Genomic DNA, 25,475 nt, shown 5'->3' with positions numbered 1-25,475 from the left:
GCTAACCTACTTATTTCGTTGTACTAATTATTGTTCTGCTCAGAAGAGGGGTTATCATCTTCTCGTGTTGTAATTCTAATGCCACCATTATCAAGTCTTATGATACGTATTTCATTATCCTCATCATCACCATTATCTATCTGCTTTATGGCTTCGACGTCTTTAATGCTGATGGTAGGGGTCGCAAGTAAATTTGACTTTTCTAAACCATATTTTGATATAGCGATAACAACACGACGGTTTTGCGCGCGGCCTTGTGCTGTTTTATTGTCTTCTCGTGGATAATATTGCCCATACCCCTCAATAGCCATACGAGCAGGATCAAGGGATAAGTCTTCAAGCACTCGTAAAATAGCCGTTGCTCTAAAAACTGATAATTCCCAATTTGAAGAAAATATCTCAGTATTAATCGGTTGGTTATCAGTATAGCCTCTTATGCGAATAAAATTGCTGGATGAACCAATTACATCATAAATAACCGCAAGTATTGTTGTTGCATTGTTGGTTGCTGATGATGAGCCGCTGGGGAAAAGCATACCACTATTTAATTCTATTTCTAACCAATCACCATCAATCTGCAGTTGCGCATAACCTGATTCGATTAATTCATACAAGGCGGTATGTAATTCTTTTTCTAGTGACGTTAGATTAGTGCCTACCTGACTGTCAGAAACATTAGAAAGTGTTTTCTCACCGTCAAAAAGTTCAGGGCCAGCGACATCTAAAATGCCATTACCATACAAGCGCTTATTAGTTTTTGAGCTGTTAACATCGAGGATATCGTCACCATGCCCCCGATTTTTAGGTAGTTTATTATTGGCTTGAAAAACTTTACCTATTGATTCTGTCGCGGTTTCATAGGGCTCTTCATCAACCATTGCCATTGCATATAAAACAACAAATAACGCAAAGAGCAAGGTCATATAATCGGCGTATGAAACTAACCATCTGTCGACATTATCATTTTCGACTGAATGTCGACGTTTCCTTAAGTGGTTCATTGCTCTAACCGAAAGGCCGACAACTTATTTTCAATGGCATGTGGATTTTCTGCTAATGCAATAGAAATAAGGCCTTCAGCAATCATTTCTCGGTACATGGTTTGCTGGTGAATAATAGCCTTTATTTTATTAGCAACGGGTAGGTATATTAAATTGGCAAAACCAACGCCGTAAATAGTCGCAATAAAAGCCGTTGCAATGCCTTGTCCAAGTAAAGTGGGATCGGTAAGGTTACTCATCGCATGAATGAGGCCAAGTACCGCTCCTAAAATACCTATGGTAGGACTGTAACCGCCCATAGACTCAAAAACATGAGCAGAGCGCAAATTATGCTCGCGATAAAGATCTAAATCTAATTCTAATGAGATACGCAAGTTGTCTACTTCTATACCATCAACTAATAAGTTAAGCGCTTTATTGGTATAAAAATCTTGTTCTTCTTCGGCAATATTTTCCAGTGATAAATATCCAGATTCTCGTGCTTTTTCAGACCAAGAAACTATCGAATCAATGCCTTGGTCAATATCATACTTGGGTGGATAAAATATCCACTTTAATAAAGACAACGCATGAAAAAATTGCGCTGAAGATGACTGTAACATTACAGCCCCTAAAGTACCGCCAAAGACAATGATAAAGGCAGGTAACTCAAATAACGCAGCGAGGGAGCCTCCATCGAGAATAAAACCTAAATATATGGCCGTAATTGCGACAAAAAGCCCGGCAATGGTTAACTTATCCATGGTCCACTTCCTTGATAATACTTTGGCTGATATCTTCTAATGCTAAAGATAAAACAGAAATACCTGCAACGGTAACGGCTTGCGGCATACCATAAACCACACAAGAAGCTTCGTCTTGTGCCCATATTGTCGCCCCTTTACCTTTTAACATGCGAGCACCTTCTCGGCCATCAGAGCCCATACCGGTCAATACAACACCCAATACTGAGCCACCAAATACCTTAGCTGCTGAGCCAAAACTCACATCAACACTTGGTTTAAAAGCAATTTTTTCAGACTTATCTTCTATAATTTTTAACTTGGCTAATTTTGGCGTACCGTCAATAATCATTTGCCTGCCACCAGGCGCTAGGTAAGCACAACCAGGTTTTAAAATATCCCCATCTGCTGCTTCCTTAACATTAATATTGCACAAGGTATTTAAACGATTGGCAAAAGCAAAAGTAAAAGCAGCGGGCATATGCTGTATTAGAATAATGGGTAGCGGAAAGTTTTGCGGCAATTGCGTTAATATTTTTTGTAAGGCAATTGGTCCCCCCGTTGATGTACCTATAGCGAGTAGTTGGTAACTTTTACCTGAGCTTCTTTTAACAACCTGACTGCGAATACTTTCGCTTTGACTCGGTTCAGTTTTAGTTGTTCGCAGCGGAGTTCTCGATTGAATGTCGAATTTATTTACGGGTTTACTCACCGGATTAGTGGCCGTTGAAGATAGGCTAATTCGTGACGCGTGAGCTTTTACTGCCAATTTTCTTTTCAATAAACCGTTAGTCTTCGCTAATTGAACCACTCGTTGACGCAGCAAACTACCTGCATCATCAGTTGTTTTGGCTATTTCACTGAATTTTTTCGGGAGAAAATCAAGTGCTCCGGCTTCTAAGGCCTCGAGGGTAGCATTAGCACCTTGATGAGTGAGCGATGAAAACATTAAGATTGATGTTGGCGCTTTCGCCATTATTTGTTTCACAGCTTCAATACCATTAAGCAATGGCATTTCTATATCCATGGTGATCACATCAGGCTTTAATGATACAGCCTTTTCAACAGCATCTTTACCATTTACAGCAACATCAATAACAGTAAGGTTCGGATCTTTATTTAAAATATCGGTAACTCGACGTCTAAAGAAACTCGAGTCATCAACAACCAACACCTTATAGGGCATTTATTATCTCATTTGTTATTATGAATGAAAAAGCCCTAATAAAATTTAATAGGGCTTTATTATACGTTAAGAGCGTAATTTTTTATTAACAACAGATTTTTTTGCGTAAAACTTCAGCATATTAGGCACATCGATAATTAACGCTATACCACCATCGCTGGTAATTGTTGCGCCGGCCATACCTGGTGTGCCGTGTAATAGACGGTCGAGTGGCTTTATCACCACCTCTTCTTGACCAATTAGACTGTCGACCACAAAGCCAATTTGCTGATTGCCCAATTGAACAATAACCACATGACCTTTTTCTCTTGGCTTCTCAACAAAATCACGTACTAACCACTTATCTAAGTAGAAGAGTGGAATCGCCTTTTTACGAACAATAATGGTTAATTGTCCATCAACAACGTTGGTGGTGGTTAAATCAAGATGAAATATTTCATTCACGCCAGCAAGTGGTAAAGCAAATGTTTGCTTACCAACAATAACCATTAATGTCGGTAAAATAGCTAACGTTAACGGTACTTTAATCTCTAAGATTGTACCTACGCCCATTTCAGAATCTATACTTACCGTACCGTTTAACTGGGTGATCTTAGTCTTGACTACATCCATGCCAACACCACGGCCTGAAACTTCTGAAATTTCAGTCTTGGTAGAGAACCCTGGAGCAAAAATTAAACTAAAGGCTTCTTTATCTGTCATTCTAGCCGCAGAGTCAGCGTCAAGAACACCACGAGTAATCGCGATTTCTTTGAGCTTTTCTGCATTCATGCCTGCACCATCATCTTTGATGGTTAATAATATATGGTCACCCTCTTGAGAAGCAGAAAGCACCACGACACCTTCTCTTGGTTTCCCCAATGCTTCGCGCTTATCAGGCATTTCTATACCGTGATCTACAGAGTTTCTCACTAAATGCACTAATGGATCAGCGAGTGCCTCAACAAGGTTTTTATCTAGATCGGTTTCTTCACCTTTGAGCACTAATTTAATTTCTTTGTCTAAACTGCGCGCTAAATCTCGAACAACTCGAGGAAATCGTCCAAAGACTTTCTTGATTGGCTGCATACGGGTTTTCATTACCGCACCTTGCAAATCAGTCGTTACCGCATCAAGGTTAGAAACAGCTTTCGTTAAATCTTCATCCTCTTTGGTTAAGCCCAAACTTGTTAAGCGATTTCTCACTAAAACAAGCTCACCAACCATATTCATAATTTGATCAAGACGTTTAGTGTCAACCCTAACAGTCGTTTCACCCTGCATTGCTTTAGCGGGCGCTTTTTCTGGCACTGGCGCTTTAGCGACAGGTTTAGCTGCAGGAGCTACCGGTGCTGGCTTCGCGGCTGGTGTTTGAGCAACAGGTGTTGGTGCACTAGGTGCTGGAGTAACAGATAATTTCGGCGCTTGACCTTGACCATGTAATTCGTCTAATAAAGCTTCAAAGTCATCGTCACTTATTTCATCTGATGAACTGCTATTCGATGAAGATGGTTTACTTGAATTATTAGCAGCGACTTCAGGCGAAAAAGCACCTTGACCGTGAAGTTCATCGAGTAAGGATTCAAATTCGTCATCTGAAATATCATTGCTGTCTGAAGACGTTGCTGTTTCTACAGGTGCTGGGGCTGGCGTAGAAGCTGAGCCACCACCATGGAGTTCGTCGAGAAGTCGTTCAAATTCATCTTCTGACATTTCATCGCTAGAAGAACTTTCGCTTTCATGAGTAGCTACTGCTTCAACAACGACTGGCGCAGGCGCTTGCTCTTTGCCTTCTGGTTGGCTTAAACGATGCAATTCTGCAAGTAGTTGAGCATCAGCTTTATCAAGTTTCTCGCCGTTTTGAACTTGTACAAACATTTCATTTACAACATCAAGCGCTTGTAAAATAACATCCATTAAGCTTGCACTAACACTACGTTGGTTGGTACGTAACAGATCGAAAATATTTTCCGCGCCATGACATACGTCAACTAAATTATGTAATGCTAAAAATCCGGCTCCACCTTTAACGGTGTGAAAACCTCTAAAAATAGCATTTAATAATTCGGCATTATCGGGGTCGTTTTCAAGTTCTACGAGTTGTTCCGAAAGCGTTTCAAGTATTTCTCCAGCTTCTATTAAAAAATCCTGAAGAATCTCTTCATCTTGCTCAAATGACATCCAGCAACTCCTATTAAAATCCTAAACTTGATAAAAGGTCATCAACATCATCTTGGTCAGCGACAACATCATCACGTTGTGCTGCATTAACGATCGGGCCTTCAACTAAGTTATCACCTACTTTAGGTTTACTTCGCTCTGCATTACTATCTGTCGTAATACCAAAAGCGGTTAGCATACCAATCAAGCTATCCTCTACTTCACGAACTAGATCAATAACTTTACGAATAACTTGTCCGGTTAAATCTTGAAAATCTTGCGCCATCAAAACATCAGTCATTAAATCATGCATACGCACTGATTCTCTATCTGTCGTTTTTAATAATAAATCTATATCAACACATAAACTTTTAAATTCGGTTAATTCCAATTTGTTATGCATTAATTTTTGCCATAACGGATTAACAGCCTTTATTTGCTTTTGTATCGTATCCACAACGGGAAAAATAGATTCAACAGCATCCATGGTTTTATTAGCGGCTTCTTCCGTTCGCGTTATAACGTAGTTTAGACGTTCTTGAGCATCGGGGATATCTGCTGTCGCTAAATCATTTAACCTGGAATCTAATTGAAAATTATTTAATGAGTCATGTAGTTGGCGAGTCAGCTTGCCTATTTCAGCAAACAATTCAGAATTAATTGGATTTTGAATTTCAGCAATTAATTCATCTGCCTTGTCTTGTTGACCACTTTCTAAATATTCGACCAGTAGCTTTGCTTCTTCCAAAGAAACATGCACATTTGTATTCGCACTCATGCAAAAACCTCACGTTTAGATTAATTAATTATCTATCTAATTAAGGAATTAACCTAAGCGTTGAAATATTTTATCTAACTTGGCGTTTAACGTCGCTGCGGTAAATGGTTTTACAATATAGCCATTAACACCCGCTTGAGCCGCCATCACAATTTGTTCTTTCTTTGCTTCAGCAGTAATCAGCAATACTGGGATATGTGATAACTTCGCATCGGCACGGATGGCTTTGAGCAAATCAATACCTTGCATACCTGGCATATTCCAATCAGTTACAACAAAGTCAAAAGAGCCTTCTTTTAACATCGGTAAAGCAGTGCTACCGTCATCTGCTTCTGAAATGTTAGTGAAACCTAAATCTCGTAACAAGTTTTTGACGATACGTCTCATCGTTGAAAAATCATCAACAACAAGAACTTTCATATTTTTATCCAAGGCACCCTCCGGTGAGAACATTTTAAAATTGTGATTATATGTATATTCTACTCAACTTTGCCAAGATTGCATACGTCCTTTTAACCTATGCATCGCTTGACTGTGAATTTGGCTAACACGCGACTCACTTACATCAAGCACTTGACCAATCTCTCGAAGATTTAATTCTTCGTCGTAATATAGTGACAGTACTAGAGCTTCGCGTTCGGGTAAAGTGGAAATGCATGCTGTTAACGATTTTTTAAAAACTATTTTTTCAAAATTATCATAGGGATCGTTATTATTCACATCTTCCATATTCGATATAGCATCTGCCCCCGTACTTAAGTCTTCAATACCAATTATTTTACCGGTACTTACCTCACTTAGAATATGATGGTAGTCATTTAACGAAATATCAAGTTTTTCAGCAACTTCAATATCAGTTACATCACGACCTAAACTTGCTTCAAGCAATTTTATCGCTTCACTGACCATGCGGCTATTTTTATGAACAGAGCGGGGAGTCCAGTCACCACGGCGTATTTCATCAAGCATAGCACCACGGATACGAATACCAGCAAAGGTTTCAAAACTTGCACCTTTGCCGTGATCAAAATTATTAGACGCTTCAAGCAGGCCTATCATGCCTGACTGAATAAGGTCATCAACCTGCACGCTCGCAGGCAACCTTGCTAATAGGTGATAAGCGATTCTTTTCACTAAAACTGTATGCTGCGAAATTATAGCAGATTTATCAGTTTGAATACTGTAAGCATTTGGTTTTACCACTATCGCTCACTCGCTAAATTATAGGAAAGATATAGAACTTTCAACAAAGTACTCATATCTGATTACTCTTGTTATTAATGTTCTAACAATTGTTCAATAAAAAACTCTAAATGACCTGACGCTTGTTTAGGCACCGGCCATTTAATTAAATTACCTGCTAAAGATTTAAAAGCAACCGCTGCAGGCGATTGTGGATAAGCTTCAACAATTGCTTTTTGTTTTCTAACGGAATTTCTTATATTTTCGTCAAATGGAATGACAGCAACGAGTTCAAGTGCAACATCTAAAAATCGATCGGTAACTTTAGAAAGCTTACCAAAGAGTTGCTGTCCTTCTCTTGGCGTTCTCACCATGTTGGCAACAACTTTAAATTTAAATACACCATGATCTCGACTTAATAATTTCATTAAGGCGTAGCAATCAGTAATAGATGTAGGTTCATCACAGACCACTAACATCACATCTTGTGAGGCACGGCAAAAGCTTAGTACCATGTCGGAAATACCGGCGGCAGTGTCAACAATAAGTACATCAAATTTTGTGTTCATATCACTAAAAGCGCGAATTAAACCCGCATGTTCAGCAGGCGTTAAATCGACCATAGATTGTGAACCTGACGTAGCAGGAATGATATTAATACCAGCGGGACCTTCAATAATTATATCGTCTAATTCACACTCGCCAGAAAGCACATGTGATAAGTTACGTTTTACCCGCAAACCTAGCATAACATCGACATTAGCCAAGCCTAAATCGGCATCTAAAACTAAAACTCGTTGTCCTAATTGTCCAAGTGCAATAGCGGTATTAAGCGAAACGTTAGTTTTACCTACTCCGCCTTTACCGCCAGAGACAGCAATGACTTTTACCGGAGCTGAATTTTGCATTTTTCTTAAGCCACTTGCTTGATCATTCATTTATCGTATTTCTCTACTTTCTTACGAATAGCTATCAATTTAATTTAGTATAACCCTATAATCATTTAATCTGCATATTTTTATAGCTTCAAAATTCACATATTTAGAACAAGTTATGGAAATACAGCTGTATTAGCACTCATCGGTGCTGTTCGCCAATTTATTGGATTATTAATTTGATTTTTCGCGCTCATTTTATCTGCTAGCGTAACGAGTTTTTCAGCATTTGCAACTTTAATATCTTCAGGAACTCTTTGTCCATCCGTTAAGTAGCCTATCGCTAAACCGTTTTGAATCGAAGTGGAAATTATTTCTCCTATGCTAAGGCTTTCATCAAGTTTAGTATAAATACAGCCAGCTAAAGGTACTTTTTTAAAGCGATCAACATTTTCTTGCATAACTCGTTGTTGAGTATTAGCAGCTAACACTAAATAGTTGCGAATTCTGACCCTTGCATTAGAAACTAAAGTAGTTAGGTGTTTAGCTAAACGCATATCACGTTGCCCCATACCTGCAGTATCAATAAGTATCAGTTTCTTTTTGGAGAACTGTTGCAACAATGTATCTAAGGTTTTTGCATCACCAGCAAGCTTTACATCACAACCAATAATTCGGCCGTAAGTGGCTAATTGTTCAAATCCAGCAATACGGTAGTTATCTGTTGAGATCATCACCACTTGGTCTGCGCCATGAATCTGAGCAAACCGCGCCGCGAGTTTAGCTACGGTAGTTGTTTTACCTACGCCGGTAGGTCCCACTAATGAAACCACGCCACCACGATGAATAATGTCATTATTAGTGGTATTAATTTGTTGGCTGATAAATTTCTTCGCTAATAACCAAGTATCTTGGTCATTTTTTTGTGCTGGAATATAACCTGCAATTTGATCTGAAACTTGTTCGCTCATACCCAAAGACATTAGTCGATTAACCAACATCGCACGAGCGGGATCTTTTTGCGCCATATCCTGCCACATTAACCCCGAAATTTGATGTTCTAGTAATTCACGAATAGAAGACATTTCGTGTTTCATTTTCTCTAAGTCGGCGTTATTTACATTTTGTGGCGGTAAGCCATCGCTTACTAAAGACTGTGCTTGGTTCATCACCGGCTGTTGATATGAGTCGCTTGATTGTTCATCACCTTGTTCTTGGCTATTTTGCTCTAAACGGTCGGTGAAGCTTTTAAATTGCTGCTCAATATTGCTTGACGGTGTTGGCGTTGAAACTTGCGCTGAGTTATTTGGATTATTTAGCTTAGCGGCTGCCTGGACGATTTTATCATGCTGAGCTTGATTAATACCTTGACCAATATTTGCAGGTGCTTGCTGAACTTGACGACTTAATAAAGCCGCTAAACTGTCTGAGGGTAAGCGGGTATCTTCTGCTGCCGAGTTGTGCGAAACACTAGGACTGGTCAAAGGATTATTTTGTCTAATATTGACCACATCATTGTCAATCGAACGGTCAAAACTGTTTGTTGCTTGCGCTGTTGAGTTGTTTTCAGGAGAATTTTGCATTACGGGTTGTGCTGCCTTAATTTCTACGTTGTTGTCAACCGCAGCCATTAGTTCAACGCCTTCAGGTACGCGTTTATTTGACATAATCACAGCGTCAGCACCTAGCTCGTCTTTGATTTGTGTCAGCGCACTTCTCATATCTTTTGCTACAAAACGTTTAATTTTCAAAACTAACCCCTTATCAACTGCAATCGCTGTTAATGACTTATTCATTTAACCGCAAATATTTTCTGCTGCTCATTACTGATATCGTAATTATTGACCTATGGCGCTTACTATTTTTATCTGCTTATCATCAGGAATTTCTTGGTATGAAATCACCCGCAAGCCTGGAATAGTATATTTAACAAATTTAGCCAGTACCGCTCTTAAAATCCCTGAGGTTAACAATATTGGCGTATCACCCGCCATTTCTTGTTGTTGAGCACCATCAGCTAATGATTTCTGTAACCGTTCTGCTAAACCTGGTTCAATGCCAGCACCATCGTCGCCAGCCATTTGCATAGACTGGTGCAACATCTGTTCCAACTCTGGCGCCAAAGTTATGACAGGTACCTCAGTCACGGGTCCCACTAACTCTTGAACAATGAATTTACGCAAGGTAATACGAACAGCGGCGGTTAAAATTTCAGGGTCTTGGGACTTAGGACCATATTCAACTAACGTTTGAATAATACTGCGCATATCACGAACAGCAACACCTTCATTCATTAGGTTTTGTAGTACTTTAACCAAAGTACCCAGTGATAAAACATCAGGGATGAACCCTTCAATTAATTTAGGATAATTTTTGCCTAGCATATCAAGAAGGTTTTGTACTTCTTCATGACCAAGTAACTGTGCCGCGTTATTTGTTAGTATTTGACTTAAATGAGTGGCAAGGACAGTTGATGCGTCAACCACGGTATAGCCTAAAGACTGAGCATGTTCGCGTTGTGCTGGTTTTATCCATACTGCTTCTAGTCCAAAAGCAGGATCGATTGTTGCCACGCCGTCAAGTTTGCCAAACACTTGCCCTGGATTTATCGCTAATTCATGATCGTGTCTAATTTCAGCTTCACCGATAGTCACGCCCATTAATGATATTTGATAAACATTAGGGTCTAAATCAAGATTATCGCGAATATGTACCGCTGGCACTAGAAAGCCAAATTCTTGGGAAAGTTTTTTACGAACACCTTTAATACGGTTAAGGAGTTCCCCACCTTGAGATTTATCTACTAGAGGTATTAGGCGATAACCAATTTCTAAGCCGATAATGTCAACATGGTTAACATCGTCCCAACCTAAGTCTTTTACTTCTGCTTCTTGTTGCTGGGTTTCAACCTGTTCAGCATCTGATTTATCCGCTAATTGTTTTTCTTTGGCAATTTTGTACTTTCCACTTAAAAAGGCGGTTCCAGCGATCATAAAAGCAAAGAATAAAAATGCAAAGTGTGGCATGCCCGGAATAACACCCATGACAAACATAACGGCGGCAGCAATATACAAAGAACGTTCTTGACCTAATTGACTGCTGACTTGCTCGCCCATGTCCTGAGAGGTATTTTGTCGCGTAACAACAATCGCCGTACCTACCGATAAAAGTAGACCTGGAATTTGCGCTACTAGGCCGTCTCCAATCGTTAATAAGGTGTATATTTCAACCGCTCTGTCAAAGCTTAAATCGTGTTGTACCATACCGATAACGAGTCCACCGATAATATTAATCAATAAAATTAATATGCCGGCAACCGCATCACCTTTAACAAACTTACTGGCACCATCCATTGAGCCATAGAAATCAGCTTCACTGGTGACTTCGATACGTCTTTCTCTTGCTTGGTCAGCGGTAATAAAGCCAGCATTCAAATCAGCATCGATTGCCATTTGCTTACCGGGCATAGCATCGAGGGTAAAACGCGCGGTTACTTCAGCAATACGCCCAGCACCTTTAGTAACAACCACAAAGTTAATAATGATTAATATAACAAAAACCACTAAACCAACCGCATAGTTACCTCCAATAACCACAGAGCCAAAGGCTTCAATAACTTTACCCGCAGCATCAGGCCCTTCATGACCTTCAAGTAGCACCACTCGTGTACTCGCGACATTTAGTGCTAAACGTAAAATAGTGGCAATTAACAGTACGGCAGGAAAAGAGCCAAATTCAAGAGGCTTTAAGGTATAAACGGTGATCAGTAATACCACCAAAGATAAGGCAATATTAAAAGAAAAAAGTATATCGAGTAAAAATGCCGGCATAGGTAAAATAACCATACCAAGCGCCGCCATAATTAATATTGGCGTACCTAAACCAGAAAATAGGTTTATTTTACTTTTTTTGAACTCTTTAAATGAAGTAATTAACTGCATATTACTCTTATGATATTTTTTTGACGCATACCATGAAATAGCAATAAGTAGACCAACGTCGATTAAATATAATTAGAGTGATGGATAAATCGACAACAAAACACTTAACCCAATGATTATAAAGAGCATTAATATTTGAACTCATCGGGGATAGGAAGGTTTTTTGCAATCGGTGTCGGCCTTTTGGCTTTACCTTTTTTATGTTCGTTAAGTTGAAAAATAAAAGCTAACACTTGAGCAACCGCAGCGAAGAGCTCTTCTGGGATTTCTTGATTGGCGTCTGCGCTATAATATAAAGACCGTGCTAATGCCGGAGAAGCAATAATTTCAACATTATTTTCTTTAGCGATAGTACGAATATGCATCGCCATTTCATCAATACCTTTTGCCACTAACATTGGCGCACCACCGGCGGTGACATCATATTTCAACGCAACCGCATAATGCGTCGGATTGGTGATAACCACATCAGAGTCTGGCACTTCTTGCATCATTTTACGCTGCGACATTTCATATTGAGTACGACGAATACGACCTTTGATTTCAGGACTACCCTCAGAATTTTTCATTTCGTCTTTAATTTCTTGCTTAGTCATTTTTAACTGACGGTTGTGATCCCAAGTTTGATAGGGCGCATCAATCGCAGCAATAATACCTACCGATAAGGCTAATGCTAAAAACATCCATTGTAATAAAGTTACCGAGTGCTCTAAACTCAGTGGGATCAGCTCCAAACTAAGACCTAATATTTCTGGAAACAAACTACTCAACAACAGATACGCGACAATAAAAACCACAAAAAACTTCATTAACGACTTGAATAACTCGACTAAAGCTTTTATGCCAAACATACGCTTTAAACCGGCTAAAGGTGACAATTTACTAGCCTTTGGCGCCATAGCCTCAGAAGAAAAACTCATCCCTCCCAACATAGTATTGCCAATAAAAGCGGCGACGATAATAATAGAGAATATCCACAACATTGGAGCAACTAACGTGCCTACCGAGCCCCTAAGCACATTGTATAACGCATGAATGTCCATGACTTCTTCACGGCTCAAGCTAAATGACCGTTTCATAATTCCGGCTAAGCTTTCAGTTAACATACCGCCAACCAGCATTATTGCAACAGCACTCCCCACCAACACAAACATAGTGCCTAAATCTTTTGAACGTGCTATTTGACCTTTTTTTCTCGCATCAGCAATTTTCTTAGCCGTAGGTTCTTCTGTTTTTTCACCGCTACCTGCATCAGCCATTAGTTTGCCTTACAATTAATGAGGTAACAGCTAAAGTCGAGTGCACGTTGCCATTGCAATTCATAATGCGTAAAAAAGTTACCCATAGTTAACCACATAATTAACAAACCAGCACACATAGTTACCGGAAAACCTATCGCAAAAATATTTAATTGCGGGGCTGCTCGCGTCATAACTCCAAAAGAAAAGTTAATCAATAACATAGCCGTTAGCGGCGCTAATGCTAACGATAACGCGGTAACAAACATCCACTCGCCCCATTCAACCACTTCTTTAAATTTATCGGCCGTAAACTTGTACTCCCCGATGGGCAAGGTTTCAAAACTGGCAACAATAAATTGTATATAGGCTAAATGTCCGTCCATTGCCCAAAACATCAGGGTAGATAGAATCAAGAAAAATTGGCCAACAGCAGGAACATTCATGCCACTAACCGGGTCAACGAGTGAAGCAAAACCTAAGCCCGTTTGCATAGCAATAATTTGACCCGCTAAGGTAAAAGTATTAAGTACCATAACGGTAACTAGGCCAAGCGCAACACCAATAACCATTTGTTCAAACATAAGCAGCGCTGTTTCAAAAGAAATCAGGCTGCCAACTTGTGTTGGCGGGATTGCCGGCATAACGGCGACCGTTAATGTTAGGCACAGAAAAATTTTAACTTTACCTGGAATGATTTTAGAACCAAAGCCAATCATTGCCATAATAAGCGCAGAAATGCGCGCGAAAGGTAAAATAAAGTCAGCAATATATTGCATCACAACTGACTCGGTGAATTCCACTAGCTCACCACACTGGGTATACTTGCAATCAGTCGGATAGTAAAATCCATGAGTTTTTGTACTAACCAATGCCCTCCAAAGATAAGGGCTAAAAGTGTCACGATTAATCGAGGTAAAAAGCTTAATGTTTGTTCATTAATCGATGTTGCCGCTTGAAATACAGCAACGATTAAGCCGACACACAAACCCGGAATAATAATCGCAGACACCAAAACAATCACTAAAAATAGTGCATCACTGAGTATGTCGACAAAAACTTCTGGATTCATTAAATACTCCCCATGCCATAACTCGTTGCGATAGTGCCTATCACCAAGTTCCAACCATCTACCAGCACAAATAACATTAGCTTAAAGGGCAAAGAAACGATCATCGGCGATAGCATCATCATACCCATTGCCATTAAAATACTAGCAACGACTAAATCAATAATCAAAAAAGGAATAAAGAGCATAAAACCTATTTGAAAAGCCGTTTTTAACTCGCTAATAATAAAGGCAGGAATAATCACGGTCATCGGTAAATCAGTGGGTTGATCAACTTCAACAATACCCGCCATATTGGCTAAGGTTTGTAGATCTTTAATTCTGGTTTGTTCAAGCATAAACGCTCTTAAAGGAATTTTTGCACTATCTATGGCTTGTACTGATGTCATTTGGTCGGCTAAATAAGGTTCAATCGCTCGTTGATTTATTTCATTATAGACAGGCGTCATAATGAACATGGTCATAAAAAGCGTTAAACCTATAACCACCTGATTAGACGGTGTTTGTTGTAATCCTATCGCTTGTCTTAAAATGGCCATGATCACGACAATACGGGTAAAAGAGGTCATCATAATAATCGCAGCAGGAATAAAGCCTAATGCGGTCATAAACATTAATATTTGCAGGGTTACCGTATATTCTTGTGAACCGTCAGGGTTAGTGGTCAGCTTCAATGCCGACATACCCAAATCATCAGCGGCTAATACCGTTTGACTGGCAAAAAAAGCAACAAGGAGGAAAAATAAAAAAATAAAACCTTTTACAGAAAATAAACGGATCAGTAAATTTTCGAGTGGATTTCTTTTTGCCATTGCGTTAGCAGAACATTGCGCCGTTTTAGCACCATCGTTTAATATCGAGTCTTTCATGAGTATTTTTCACTATTGGCTTTATTCGCAGAATTACGGCTAAAGCGTGCTAATGTTTGGCTAAGTTCTATCGGCACACCACTTTTAACTTCAATAGGTTCGGCTAGCGTATCAAGTATATTAATTTGTTGACCGGTAACACCGAGTAACAGTTGTTTTTTACCCACTTGCACCACCACTAATCGTTCTTTGGAGCCTAAATTTAAACTAGTCACCACTTTCAAACCATTTACTGAGGTGCCCCCTACTTGAAGCTTTTTTAATAGCCAAGCAACAATAACGATAGCAACGAGTACCGCCAATAATGAAACGATCATGCTACCGGCATCAATATTACCCATAACATGTCGTCCTACTTCAACGGTCGCCGGTGCTGTTTGCGCTATCACGGGAGCGTCGTCTGTTTCAACGACGGTTGTTGCGACGATACTTTCTTGAGCATGGCCCAAAAAAGTAAGTAAGCTTAACAAGCTAAAAAGTAAAAAACGCATCAGTATTACTTCAACTTTTTAATACGTTCAATTTGGCTAATAACATCGGTTAATCGAATACCAAACTTATCGTTTACCACAACAACTTCACCATGCGCGATTAACGTACCATTGACCAATACATCGAGGGATTCACCCGCAACTCGGTCAAGCTCAACAACAGAGCCTTGGTTTAACTGTAATAAATTACGAATGCTAATATGACTACGTCCAACTTCCATTGAAATAGTCACCGGAATATCTAAAATCGCATCCAGTTTACGTTTTTCATCACCCGTTATTGGTGCATCTTCTTCAAGCTCTTCTAACTCAACAGTTTCGGCTTTGGCTGCAGCTTCGGCTTGTTCATCCATCGCTTCATCCCACATGCCTAAATCATCGTCTTTATCACTCATGCCATTGGCCTCAAATTTATTTTTTTGTTTACTGCTGCTTTAATAAAATTATTAATAATCGAAATCGTCTTCTAAAAGATGTAATTCAGCGTCGCTATCTAGGCGCTTACCTCCTTTAGTTAATATCGTTAATTCGTTTTTCACTGATTCAGGACGTTTAATTTTTTCAGATATTTTAATCGCAACATTATCGCGACTACGGCCTAGTTTTGCTCTAAACGACGGTAAACCTTCAATTAATACCGTAATATGTTCTGGCATCTCAATAGGAATAATATCGCCCTTCTCTAAGTCCATAATCTTTTGTAAAGGTAGGTCTACAGAGATAAATTTAGTGGTTAATTCAACGGGAACATCCATTATTTCATCGCGTAGGGCTTTCGACCATCGCATGTCGGTATCTTCTTTATCACTCTGTACACCGGCATCAAGTAGCTCACGGATAGGTTCGAGCATTGAGTAAGGCAAAGCAATGTGAAAATCACCACCACCACCATCAAGTTCAATATGAAAAGAGCTGATCACTACCACTTCGGTAGGACTAACAATATTGGCCATCGACGGGTTAACTTCAGAATCTAAATACTCAAAAGAGACATCCATCACGGGTGACCAAGCTTCTTTGTAATCTTCAAAAATTAACTTTAACAGCATTTGAATAATACGACGCTCTGTTGGCGTAAATTCACGACCTTCAATTTTTGCATGATAGCGACCATCGCCACCAAAAAAATTATCGACTAAAATAAAGACCAGCCGTGCTTCCATGGTAATTAATGCGGTGCCTTTTAATGGGCGAAAACGTACCATATTTAAGCTTGTTGGCACGAATAAGGTATGAACATATTCGCCAAACTTGATCATCTGAATACCATTAATTGATACTTCAGCAGTGCGGCGCATCATATTAAATAAACTGATACGCATATGGCGTGCAAAACGTTCGTTAACCATTTCCAGTGTTGGCATCCGGCCACGAACAATGCGATCTTGTGATGAAAAGTCATAGTCAGACGTGCTGCCAGCTTCACGGGCAAAGTCTTCAACTAGCTCCTCTTCTTCAACGTCATCAACACCGTGTAATAGCGCATCAATTTCGTCTTGAGATAATAAATCACTCACTGAATAGTCTCTTTAATTAAATGCATTGTTTTATCGCATAGCCTTATTGCATTACAAAACCGGTAAATAATACTTTTTCAACCACATTGCTACCTTCAACTTCTTTCATAATTTTATGAACTTCTATTAAAGATTTCTGTTTCAATGAGGTTTTTCCGGCACTGGTTGCTAAATCATCGGCATTTGATTGAGAAAAAGTCGCTAGTAAAGTACTTTCAATTAATGGTACATGCTTCTTTGCCACTTCTTCATTATCAGAGCCACGTACTAATAATTGCACTCTGATTTCTACAAATCTGTCGCGGGCAGCGCCAGGAACATTAAAGCGAAAAGGTCTTGGCATAGGTACATAAAGCGCAGAGCCTGTACTGGCACTAACACTTTCAACGGCTTCGCCTTCACTGGCACTATCACCGTCTAGCTCAGCATCAAGTTGCTCTTGAGAAACAGCATCATCTCCAGCCAGAAAAAAATAAGCCGCTCCACCGCCAACAGCCAATATCACAACAGCAGCAATGATAATGATCATCTTTTTGCTTTTGCCTTTACCGTCTAATTCTAATTCTTTACCTTCGCCTTTATCATCAGCCATCATCAAGCCTTTATTATCTATTTAAATGTTAAAATTACTTTCAGTCAACTATATCGTTGAATGGTCAGCGAGCCAATGAGTTTTGTCATTTATGCGTAGTAATCTATACCAGTTGACGAACCTTTAACCAAATGTAGTGTTTGAGTATCACTTAAATCTGAAAATTCATTCTCGTTACCGTCACCACCACCTTGGCGACCTTCACCGAGTTCTTCTTCATTATTATTTTGTTTACTTTGCTGTTCGACATTCGCATCACCGACATTGACGCCACTTTCAGCAAGCATCTCTTTTAATCGCCCTAAATTTTGATCGAACGCTTCTTTAGCCTGCTGATTTTGAACAGTAAAATTAACAACCGCCTGCTCATTTTGCAGATTTATTTTTACGTTCACATTACCTAATTCTTGTGGGTCAAGACGAATTTCAACCTGCTGAAGCTTTTGGTTCATCATTACCATGACTTTATCATTCAATGCGCCAGTAAAGTCTTTACGGTATACCGATAAGGCTTCATTTTGTAACGCTGTCACTTGCTTGGCATTTGTTGCTGATTGGGCCGTTGATTGCACATGGTCACTGGTTAATTTAGTGATCATTTCCTCCGCAGAAGCCGTAGATTTGGTTACTTCATTATTGGCTCGATGCATATCTCTATTAAGAGTATTCTCAATACTTGTACTGACTTGTTTCTTATCAAATATTTCATTAATAGTTTTTTCTTTGACTTGAGCATCATTGTTAGCCACTTTATCAAGCTGAGTTAAGCTTTGTGCCTGCTTTTGGTTTTGTTGCTCTGCCGACTGATCTTTAGCTGGCTCTTTAAATTGTTCACCGGCATTTAAATTTTGTGTTTCAAGGGTTTTCTGGTTTATCTGATTAACCCCTCGACTATTATTTGCGTTATTTTCCTGAGCTTGTTTTTCACCTGGAACAGCTACACTTGAAAAAACAACATTATCCGTATTGACCTTATCAGCATCAATTGCTATTTCGTTAACCAAGCTTTCATTTTTAAGGGTTACAGGCAATACCGCTCCAGCCAACTCTTTATCGACCGACGTTTTACTATTGCTGATACTTTGATTACTTTTATCAGGAATTATAGCTTTGTCTTGATTGGCGATAAGTGCAGCTTTAATTTGTTCAAGTTCAGTATCCGTGGGCGCTTTTTCCATATCCGCTAATAGCGCTTCAAGATCACTTAAAGGCATCGCCTGTTTCGGTACATTATTGGTTTTATCTACAATCGGCTCTGCTTTTAACGACGTTTCGCTTTGAGCAGGAGGAACGGATTGCGTGGAAAGTTGGCCATTAACATTCGTTGTTTTTAGCGAGGGAGCTTGTCCTTCACTGTTTGTTTTTTTCTCCAATAATGCAGATAAAGCTAATTCAGCCTCCCCTTGCACAACTTTATCAGCAACGACTTTGGGTTCGCTAGCTAGGTCAACTTTCTTTGCTGGCATTTCACTGTTAACCGTTACTGGAACGGTTAATGATTTAGCTAACTCTGGCGCAAGGCTATCTTTTGCTAGGGTATTATCACTGGTCGCTACATTTTCTTGGCTATTGCCACCAAGCACTTGCCTTAACATTGCTGCTAACTGTGTTTTTTCTTGTTGATGACTACCAGCCACAACTATTGATGGTTTTTCATTAAGTTGTGATGGTATCGTACCGTCATTTTTCACCGTATCATTTAATAGTTGTTGTGACGCAGATAACAACGACATTAATTGCTCGGTACTTTTATCTGTATTTTCAGGTGCGGTGGAATTTGTATCAAGATTAATTAATCCGCTAGCTTTGTGTTCCGGTGTTTCTTCTTGGCTATTTTCTACTCGAACATTTTTTTCACTAGTCGCTGTATCATCGTAAGGCAATCTTTCTGAAGCTTCGCTTTGGTTAATTTCTGTATTAACCTTCTCATCAGAAACTCCACCCATTTCCTTTTCTTTTGGTTGCACATCCGTTGTGGAAGATTTTTCTTGGGGTACTTTCTTTTCAGCATTAATTTCGCTAGCAAGTTTCATGTTATTGCCACTTGCCTGTTGCTTTTTGCCGCTTTGTTGACTTTGATAATGCTGGTCAACCATTTGTGCAAAATCTTTAGTTGAATTTTTGGATGTGCTAATCGCTCCTGACTGAACAGGGCTAAAGTCCTTACTTGGCGAGATATCTATGGCTAATGGAGTAACTTGCGGCATAGTAAACCTTTTTATTTCAATGGTAAATTTGAGCTATATTTACAATGATGACAACGTCGTTTATTGCGAATACTTTTTATATTAGTTAAATAAGCAAGTATTGTTCCACTTAGAAATTACTATTTAATTCACTTTACCCCCGCATTTTACGACGGACAAATTGTTGAGTAGCAATTTCATCAAACATTTTTTGTTCTTGCTTGTTAGCGATAAGAGTGAGCGCTTGTGTTTTTTTATCAAGCAGTAATTCTACCGCTTGAATTTTTTGTCGCTGCGCTAGCCAGAGCTGTTTGCTCTTTTCCACCATCGCCTTACTCTGCATAATCGCAATATCAACTTGCCCAGCAGCATAATCGAGCTTGGCAATAAAGGCATGAAAATGACTAAACGTCGCGCTATCAATACCCACCATAGAGCGAGCATTCAAACGTTTCATATATTCAAGACGATAGTCACTGACACTTTGTAAACGTTCAAGATTTTGTTGGTATTCAAATTCAGCAGTTTGCAGTGCTTGCGCTGCTTTTTTTTCTTTATCCTGTTCATAGCGATGTAAGGTATTTAGTTGCTTTAATGGCATAACGTCCTCCTAGATAATACTAAACAGCTAATCAATTTTTCGAAAATAGCGTTAACGTTATTATGTTTAGGCATTTTGCTGGCCTTGTTTTGCTTGCGCGTGTGCTTGCGCTGCAGAAAGTATTTCTTGAAGTTGCGTTAAGCTTTGATCATAAGGAATAATTTCCAACATTTTTTGTTGTAGGAAGAACTTGATCACCGGCATTAAATCAATGGATTGATCAATGCGAGGATCATTACCACGGCTATAAGCGCCAATAGCAATCAAATCTTTATTTTGCTGATAGAGTGAGTAGACTTGCTTTAGTTGCCGAGCAAGTTGTTGATGCTCATCACTGGTCACCATCGGCATAACACGGCTAATCGAGCCTTCAATATCAACAGCGGGGTAATGCCCTGAATCGGCTAAGGCACGAGATAAAACAATATGTCCATCTAAAATAGCACGCGCCGCATCAGCAATCGGATCTTGTAAATCATCACCTTCGGTTAACACGGTGAAAAATGCGGTAATTGATCCCTGACCATCGCCACCGTTACCGGCTCGTTCAACAAGTTGGGGTAACTTTGAAAAGACCGAAGGCGGATAACCTTTGGTTGCCGGTGGTTCGCCGACAGCCAGTGCTATTTCTCGTTGCGCTTGGGCATAACGCGTTAGCGAGTCAACCAGTAGCAAGACATTCAGACCTTGATCACGAAAGTACTCAGCAATTTGTACGGCAGTTTCACAGCCTTTTAAACGCATTAATGGCGAATTATCGGCAGGCGCCGCAACAACAACTGAACGTGCTCGCCCTTCTTCGCCTAAAATTTCTTCGATAAACTCTTTAACTTCTCGACCACGTTCGCCAATTAGCCCCACAACGATAACATCAGCAGTTGTGCCGCGTGTCATCATGCCTAACAAGACACTTTTACCGACACCTGAACCGGCAAATAAGCCCATACGCTGACCAATACCAACCGTTAAAAAACTATTAATAGCGCGCACACCAACATCAAGTGGTTCAGTGATACCACGCCTTGATAACGGATTAATCGGCTTATTGTTTATTTGATAGTTGCCTGAGTTCTTGATTGGCCCTTTGCCGTCGAGTGGTTTACCAACACCGTCAACGACTCGGCCAAGTAAATCCATTGAAAAGGGTAAGCGAGCTTTAGTTGTCAGTGGCACAACGCGCGCACCCGGTAAAACACCTTGTAAGCTTTGCTCTGGCATTAGAAAAGTTATGTCTTTAGAAAAACCAACAATTTCAGCGATTAAATCGCCTTGTGCCGTTTCGACTAAACATTGGCTACCAACTGCCGCTTTTACGCCAACAGCTTCAAGCGTTAATCCGACTACTCGGACTAAACGCCCAGCAACAGAGACTTTATGCGGGTGCACAAACTCTTGGCAGTTTTTTAGTCTTTCATTAAGGCGAGAAATATCAACCATAGCGGTATTTTGACTCTTTTGTACAAGAAATTACTGATGTAGTGCATCTTGCAAAAACGAGTCCAATACTTCTTTTATTCGAGATTTAACACTCAGGTCGATATTAGAAGTGCTATTTTCAATTTGACAGCTACCCGGAACTAATTGCGGGGCAGCGAGTAAACGCCAACCTTGTTCTTGCACATGTTTAGCGCCAAATTGCTTTTCAACACGTTTAATATCGTTGGGGTGTAATAAAATTTGCGTTTGCGCTTCTTGGCTGGGTAACGCTTTTATACCCGCAGAAATCGCAGCAATAATAATATCAGGGTTAGTTTTAGCTTCTTCTAAGGTAATCGCTTCGGTGAGCTCTACCACAAGATGAAGTAATTGTTGTTCAACATTTTTTTCGACATCGAGTAATGGCTTATGAAGCTGTTCAGTAAGTGACGCCCATGCAGCTGATTGTTCATCGATACTTTCTTTTGCTTCGGCTAAGCCGGTTTCAAGCCCTTCTTGGTGGCCGAGTACCACACCTTCTTCATGGCCAGAGACTTTACCTTCTTCATAACCTTTAGCAAAACCTTCTTCCTTGCCCTGATTAAGGCCTTCATCAAATGCAGCTTGACGAATGTTTTCAATATCTTCTGCCGTTAATGGCGCGATTTCTTCTTCAACAAAATCTTCAGGGGGCTCGAAACGCCAAGCGGCTTTCTTTCCCATAGCATTGGTTGTTTCATCTTTAATTTTATTTTCAGATTCAACCGTCGGCAATGACCAAACATCGGTTTCTTGTTCGGGATTATGTTTAATAACTTCAGCATTCGATTTATTTAATAATTTCATAATATTTTATAACAGTAAGTTTTGACTGACCTAAAAATATAAGGTTTATAAGAACTCATCACCACCACCAGCGCCACCAAGCATAATTTCTCCAGCGTCAGATAATCGTCGAGCAACAGATAATATTTCTTTTTGTGCGGCTTCAACTTCACTAATACGCACCGGTCCCATAGCTTCAAGGTCATCTGCCAGCATTTCAGCGGCACGTTTGGACATATTCGCCATAATTTTTTCTTTCAGTACATCATCTGCGCCTTTAATTGCTTTCATCAACGCATCTTGTTGTACTTCACGTAATATCGCTTGAATACCACGGTCGTCTACATCGGCAAGGTTTTCGAAAACAAACATCAAGTCTTGAATTTGTTGACTCATCTCTTCGTCATGTTCACGAATTGAATCCATTAGCATACCTTCAACATTGGTATCCAAATAGTTCATAATGTCAGCTGCTGCTTTTAAACCACCCATTTTAGCGGCTTGTGCACCTGCTTGACCGGCAAACTGTTTTTCCATAATTTCATTAAGTTCTTGTAATGCTGCCGGTTGAACTTCTTCAAGGTTGGCAATACGCATCATTAAATCTAAACGCACTTTTTCGGCAAACTGGCTCATAATTTCAGCCGATTGATCAGGGTCTAAATAGGAAAGTACAATGGTTTGAATTTGAGGATGCTCGTTACGAATAATATTGGCTACTTGTTTTGAGTCCATCCATTTTAATGAATCTAAACCTTTTGCACCGCCTCCCATGACAATTTGATCAATTAAATTGCCGGCTTTGTCTTCACCTAATGCTGCAGTTAATGCCTTGCGAACGAATTCTTCACTTTGGAAGCCAATGGTACTGAAGTTTTGTATTTCATGGATAAAGAGCTTATGAACAGCGGTAATTTTTTCTTGGGTGAAATCTTCCATGGCAGCCATAACCATGCCCACTTGTTGAACCTGCTTAGGCTCTAAGTGTTTTAATATTTGCGCGGCATCTTCTTCAGATAAGCTTAGCAATAATATCGCAGCTTTCTCTGCACCATCAAGTTTGTCAACGTCAAAACCCTTAGGTGCAGGGGCTAACTCTTGCATTTCATCACTCATCTTCGTTCAACCAACTTTTAACCACTTGAGAGGAAAGTTCAGGCTCATTAGCAACAAGCGCTCGAACAGCTTTTAGTATATCTTCATCGCGATGTAAATCAGGTAATTGTAAACTACCATCAGGTGCAAAACCTACTGCCGCCGCATCAAAGTCTGATGTTAGCATATCCATGGTTTCATCACCCAAATCAATGTGGCTATCGAGTGATTTATCACCGTAGTCATCAGGTGTTTGATCAGGGTTAATAAGACGTTTAAGCATAGGTTTAACAACGGCAAGTATCAATACAATAATGACTAATGCGCCCATGCCTAATTTGAAAAACTTTAATATGTCGGCATTCTCATAGAAAGGAACTTTAGGAGCATCCTCAATAATTTGACGAGAGAATGGCAAAGTAACGACTTCTAATACATCACCACGTTGTAAATTAAAACCAATACTTCCTTGTAATAAGCGACGAATATTTGACATTTCTTCAACAGATCTCGGTGAATCGGTAATCGCGCCTTCAGCATCAGCAGTTGCCAAGTAATCAAGTGCAACAGAAACGCTTACTCGACGAACGACACCTGCTTGTTGTTTGGTATGGCTGATAGCTTCGTCTAATTCATAATTTTTTGTTGATTCAAGGTGTTTACGACCAGGCATTGATCTTTGTTGTGCACCACCATTCGCATTTTCTGGAATATTTGAATCAAGTGGTGGCTGATTGCTTAACGCTCCAGGAATACCCCCAAGTAAACCGCCAATCGTGTTGTCTTCAACTTTCATTTCACTGCGCAGTGCCGGTAAATCTGAATTATAACGACGCTGCATTTCTTCACTTGAGGTGAAATCCATGGTCACATTAACTTGTGCGGTGTAGTTCCCTAAACCAACGACAGGGATGAGTATGCTGTCTATTTTGTTTAAATATTCATTTTCTCTTTTTTTCTCCATTTCAAACTCTTTGCGTGAGCGAGAAGAAACAGAGGTTTGTGAGCCGGAATTAAGTAAACGACCATTTTGATCTGTCACTGTAACTCGGTTAGGTTCCATCCCCTGAACGGCAGAAGCAATAATATCAACAACAGAGTCAACTTCTTCTTCAGATAACATCCGCCCTTTACGCATAGTTAGTACCACAGTGCCAGATGCGCTGCGGGTACGTTTAGCAAAAATATTTTCGCGGGGTATCGCCAGTAAGACTTTTGCTCTAGAGATAGCTTGCAGTTCTTCAATGGTGCGAGCCAATTGCTGCTCACGAGAAAACTTAAGACGTTCTGTTTCAAGGCGCTGGCTGACACCAAAACCCATATCTTGCATAATAATTTCACTACCTTCTGTTGGTTCATCAGATAAACCTTCACGAGCAAGTAAAATTTTAATTTCTTGATATTGATCACTTTGTACTGAAATAGTGTTGTTTGCTTGACGGTAATCCACTTGGTTAGCGTCTAGAAAGTCCATTGTTTTGATTAATTGTTCGGTAGGTTGTTTGGCAAGAAATCTATATTCGGCTTGATTTGCCCACATAATAACAAAAACAGCAATAGCTAAACAAATTGCTAATGCCATAATTAAGGTGACTTGGCGTAATAAATCGACATTACCCATAGCAGAAGCAAAGCCTGATTTTTGCTCATCAGCCATATTATCAGCACCATCACTTGCCATTAACCCGGTGCCGCCATCGGCAGCAACCATTGAATTATTATCAGTATCAGCCACTTAATTTCTCCACTACC

The 25,475-nt window shown here is 39.8% G+C and carries 24 protein-coding genes; all 24 read right to left on the bottom strand.

Going from position 1 to position 25,475, the window contains the following annotated elements:
- Positions 1-23: 23 nt before the first annotated feature.
- Entirely contained in the window at positions 24-1,001 is a 978-nt protein-coding gene (locus H4J56_RS03145) for a flagellar motor protein MotB (protein ID WP_182213533.1), read from the bottom strand.
- Entirely contained in the window at positions 998-1,744 is a 747-nt protein-coding gene (locus H4J56_RS03140; protein ID WP_182213531.1) for a flagellar motor protein, read from the bottom strand. Before H4J56_RS03140 ends, H4J56_RS03145 begins: the two co-directional genes overlap by 4 nt.
- Complete coding sequence (locus tag H4J56_RS03135; RefSeq protein ID WP_182213529.1) at positions 1,737-2,909, bottom strand: chemotaxis response regulator protein-glutamate methylesterase; 1,173 nt, start codon at positions 2,907-2,909, stop codon at positions 1,737-1,739. The genes H4J56_RS03140 and H4J56_RS03135 overlap by 8 nt, the downstream gene beginning before the upstream one ends.
- A 66-nt stretch (positions 2,910-2,975) precedes the next feature.
- Entirely contained in the window at positions 2,976-5,069 is a 2,094-nt protein-coding gene (locus H4J56_RS03130; protein ID WP_182258834.1) for a chemotaxis protein CheA, read from the bottom strand.
- 13 nt (positions 5,070-5,082) lie between these two features.
- Positions 5,083-5,826: a protein phosphatase CheZ gene (locus H4J56_RS03125; RefSeq protein ID WP_182213526.1), complete on the bottom strand. Its 744-nt coding sequence runs from the start codon at positions 5,824-5,826 to the stop codon at positions 5,083-5,085.
- A gap of 48 nt (positions 5,827-5,874) precedes the next feature.
- Positions 5,875-6,258 carry a chemotaxis response regulator CheY gene (gene cheY, locus H4J56_RS03120; RefSeq protein WP_182176128.1) on the bottom strand — a complete coding sequence of 128 codons (384 nt, stop codon included), beginning with the start codon at positions 6,256-6,258 and terminating at the stop codon, positions 5,875-5,877.
- A 51-nt stretch (positions 6,259-6,309) separates the two neighbouring features.
- Positions 6,310-7,029, bottom strand: a complete 720-nt coding sequence (locus H4J56_RS03115; protein ID WP_070374618.1) for an RNA polymerase sigma factor FliA — start codon at positions 7,027-7,029, stop codon at positions 6,310-6,312.
- A gap of 74 nt (positions 7,030-7,103) precedes the next feature.
- On the bottom strand, positions 7,104-7,946 hold the full coding sequence (locus H4J56_RS03110; protein ID WP_182213525.1) for a MinD/ParA family protein: 843 nt from the start codon (positions 7,944-7,946) through the stop codon (positions 7,104-7,106).
- A 113-nt stretch (positions 7,947-8,059) separates the two neighbouring features.
- Positions 8,060-9,679, bottom strand: a complete 1,620-nt coding sequence (gene flhF / locus H4J56_RS03105; RefSeq protein ID WP_259364648.1) for a flagellar biosynthesis protein FlhF — start codon at positions 9,677-9,679, stop codon at positions 8,060-8,062.
- Between the two features lie 42 nt (positions 9,680-9,721).
- On the bottom strand, positions 9,722-11,824 hold the full coding sequence (flhA, locus tag H4J56_RS03100; RefSeq protein ID WP_182213523.1) for a flagellar biosynthesis protein FlhA: 2,103 nt from the start codon (positions 11,822-11,824) through the stop codon (positions 9,722-9,724).
- A gap of 128 nt (positions 11,825-11,952) precedes the next feature.
- Complete coding sequence (gene flhB / locus H4J56_RS03095; RefSeq protein ID WP_182213522.1) at positions 11,953-13,083, bottom strand: flagellar biosynthesis protein FlhB; 1,131 nt, start codon at positions 13,081-13,083, stop codon at positions 11,953-11,955.
- Positions 13,083-13,865 carry a flagellar biosynthetic protein FliR gene (fliR, locus tag H4J56_RS03090; protein WP_182213520.1) on the bottom strand — a complete coding sequence of 261 codons (783 nt, stop codon included), beginning with the start codon at positions 13,863-13,865 and terminating at the stop codon, positions 13,083-13,085. Before fliR ends, flhB begins: the two co-directional genes overlap by 1 nt.
- The gene (fliQ, locus tag H4J56_RS03085) at positions 13,865-14,134 is read right to left on the bottom strand and encodes a flagellar biosynthesis protein FliQ (protein WP_070374623.1); all 270 of its coding nucleotides are present in this window, start codon (positions 14,132-14,134) and stop codon (positions 13,865-13,867) included. The genes fliR and fliQ overlap by 1 nt, the downstream gene beginning before the upstream one ends.
- Positions 14,134-14,943: a flagellar type III secretion system pore protein FliP gene (fliP, locus tag H4J56_RS03080; RefSeq protein WP_182221239.1), complete on the bottom strand. Its 810-nt coding sequence runs from the start codon at positions 14,941-14,943 to the stop codon at positions 14,134-14,136. The genes fliQ and fliP overlap by 1 nt, the downstream gene beginning before the upstream one ends.
- 53 nt (positions 14,944-14,996) lie before the next feature.
- The gene (gene fliO / locus H4J56_RS03075) at positions 14,997-15,491 is read right to left on the bottom strand and encodes a flagellar biosynthetic protein FliO (RefSeq protein ID WP_070374624.1); all 495 of its coding nucleotides are present in this window, start codon (positions 15,489-15,491) and stop codon (positions 14,997-14,999) included.
- Between the two features lie 5 nt (positions 15,492-15,496).
- On the bottom strand, positions 15,497-15,886 hold the full coding sequence (gene fliN, locus H4J56_RS03070) for a flagellar motor switch protein FliN (protein WP_070374625.1): 390 nt from the start codon (positions 15,884-15,886) through the stop codon (positions 15,497-15,499).
- A gap of 51 nt (positions 15,887-15,937) precedes the next feature.
- Positions 15,938-17,008, bottom strand: coding sequence for a flagellar motor switch protein FliM (gene fliM, locus H4J56_RS03065; protein ID WP_146799119.1), 1,071 nt, complete (start codon positions 17,006-17,008; stop codon positions 15,938-15,940).
- Between the two features lie 43 nt (positions 17,009-17,051).
- Entirely contained in the window at positions 17,052-17,600 is a 549-nt protein-coding gene (fliL, locus tag H4J56_RS03060) for a flagellar basal body-associated protein FliL (protein WP_182258833.1), read from the bottom strand.
- Between the two features lie 89 nt (positions 17,601-17,689).
- Positions 17,690-19,807 carry a flagellar hook-length control protein FliK gene (locus H4J56_RS03055; protein WP_182221066.1) on the bottom strand — a complete coding sequence of 706 codons (2,118 nt, stop codon included), beginning with the start codon at positions 19,805-19,807 and terminating at the stop codon, positions 17,690-17,692.
- A gap of 133 nt (positions 19,808-19,940) precedes the next feature.
- Entirely contained in the window at positions 19,941-20,387 is a 447-nt protein-coding gene (gene fliJ, locus H4J56_RS03050) for a flagellar export protein FliJ (RefSeq protein ID WP_070374629.1), read from the bottom strand.
- 66 nt (positions 20,388-20,453) lie between these two features.
- Positions 20,454-21,824: a flagellar protein export ATPase FliI gene (gene fliI / locus H4J56_RS03045; RefSeq protein ID WP_070374630.1), complete on the bottom strand. Its 1,371-nt coding sequence runs from the start codon at positions 21,822-21,824 to the stop codon at positions 20,454-20,456.
- A gap of 30 nt (positions 21,825-21,854) precedes the next feature.
- On the bottom strand, positions 21,855-22,649 hold the full coding sequence (gene fliH / locus H4J56_RS03040) for a flagellar assembly protein FliH (protein ID WP_182241676.1): 795 nt from the start codon (positions 22,647-22,649) through the stop codon (positions 21,855-21,857).
- 45 nt (positions 22,650-22,694) lie between these two features.
- Positions 22,695-23,744, bottom strand: coding sequence for a flagellar motor switch protein FliG (gene fliG, locus H4J56_RS03035; protein WP_070374632.1), 1,050 nt, complete (start codon positions 23,742-23,744; stop codon positions 22,695-22,697).
- The gene (fliF, locus tag H4J56_RS03030) at positions 23,737-25,458 is read right to left on the bottom strand and encodes a flagellar basal-body MS-ring/collar protein FliF (protein WP_070374633.1); all 1,722 of its coding nucleotides are present in this window, start codon (positions 25,456-25,458) and stop codon (positions 23,737-23,739) included. Before fliF ends, fliG begins: the two co-directional genes overlap by 8 nt.
- Positions 25,459-25,475 lie beyond the last annotated feature (17 nt).

The organism is Colwellia sp. BRX8-4 (genome assembly GCF_014077345.1).
Lineage (GTDB): Bacteria > Pseudomonadota > Gammaproteobacteria > Enterobacterales > Alteromonadaceae > Colwellia_A.
The sequence above is the reverse complement of the archived record's forward strand: the minus strand, read 5'-3'. Positions and strand labels throughout refer to the sequence as shown.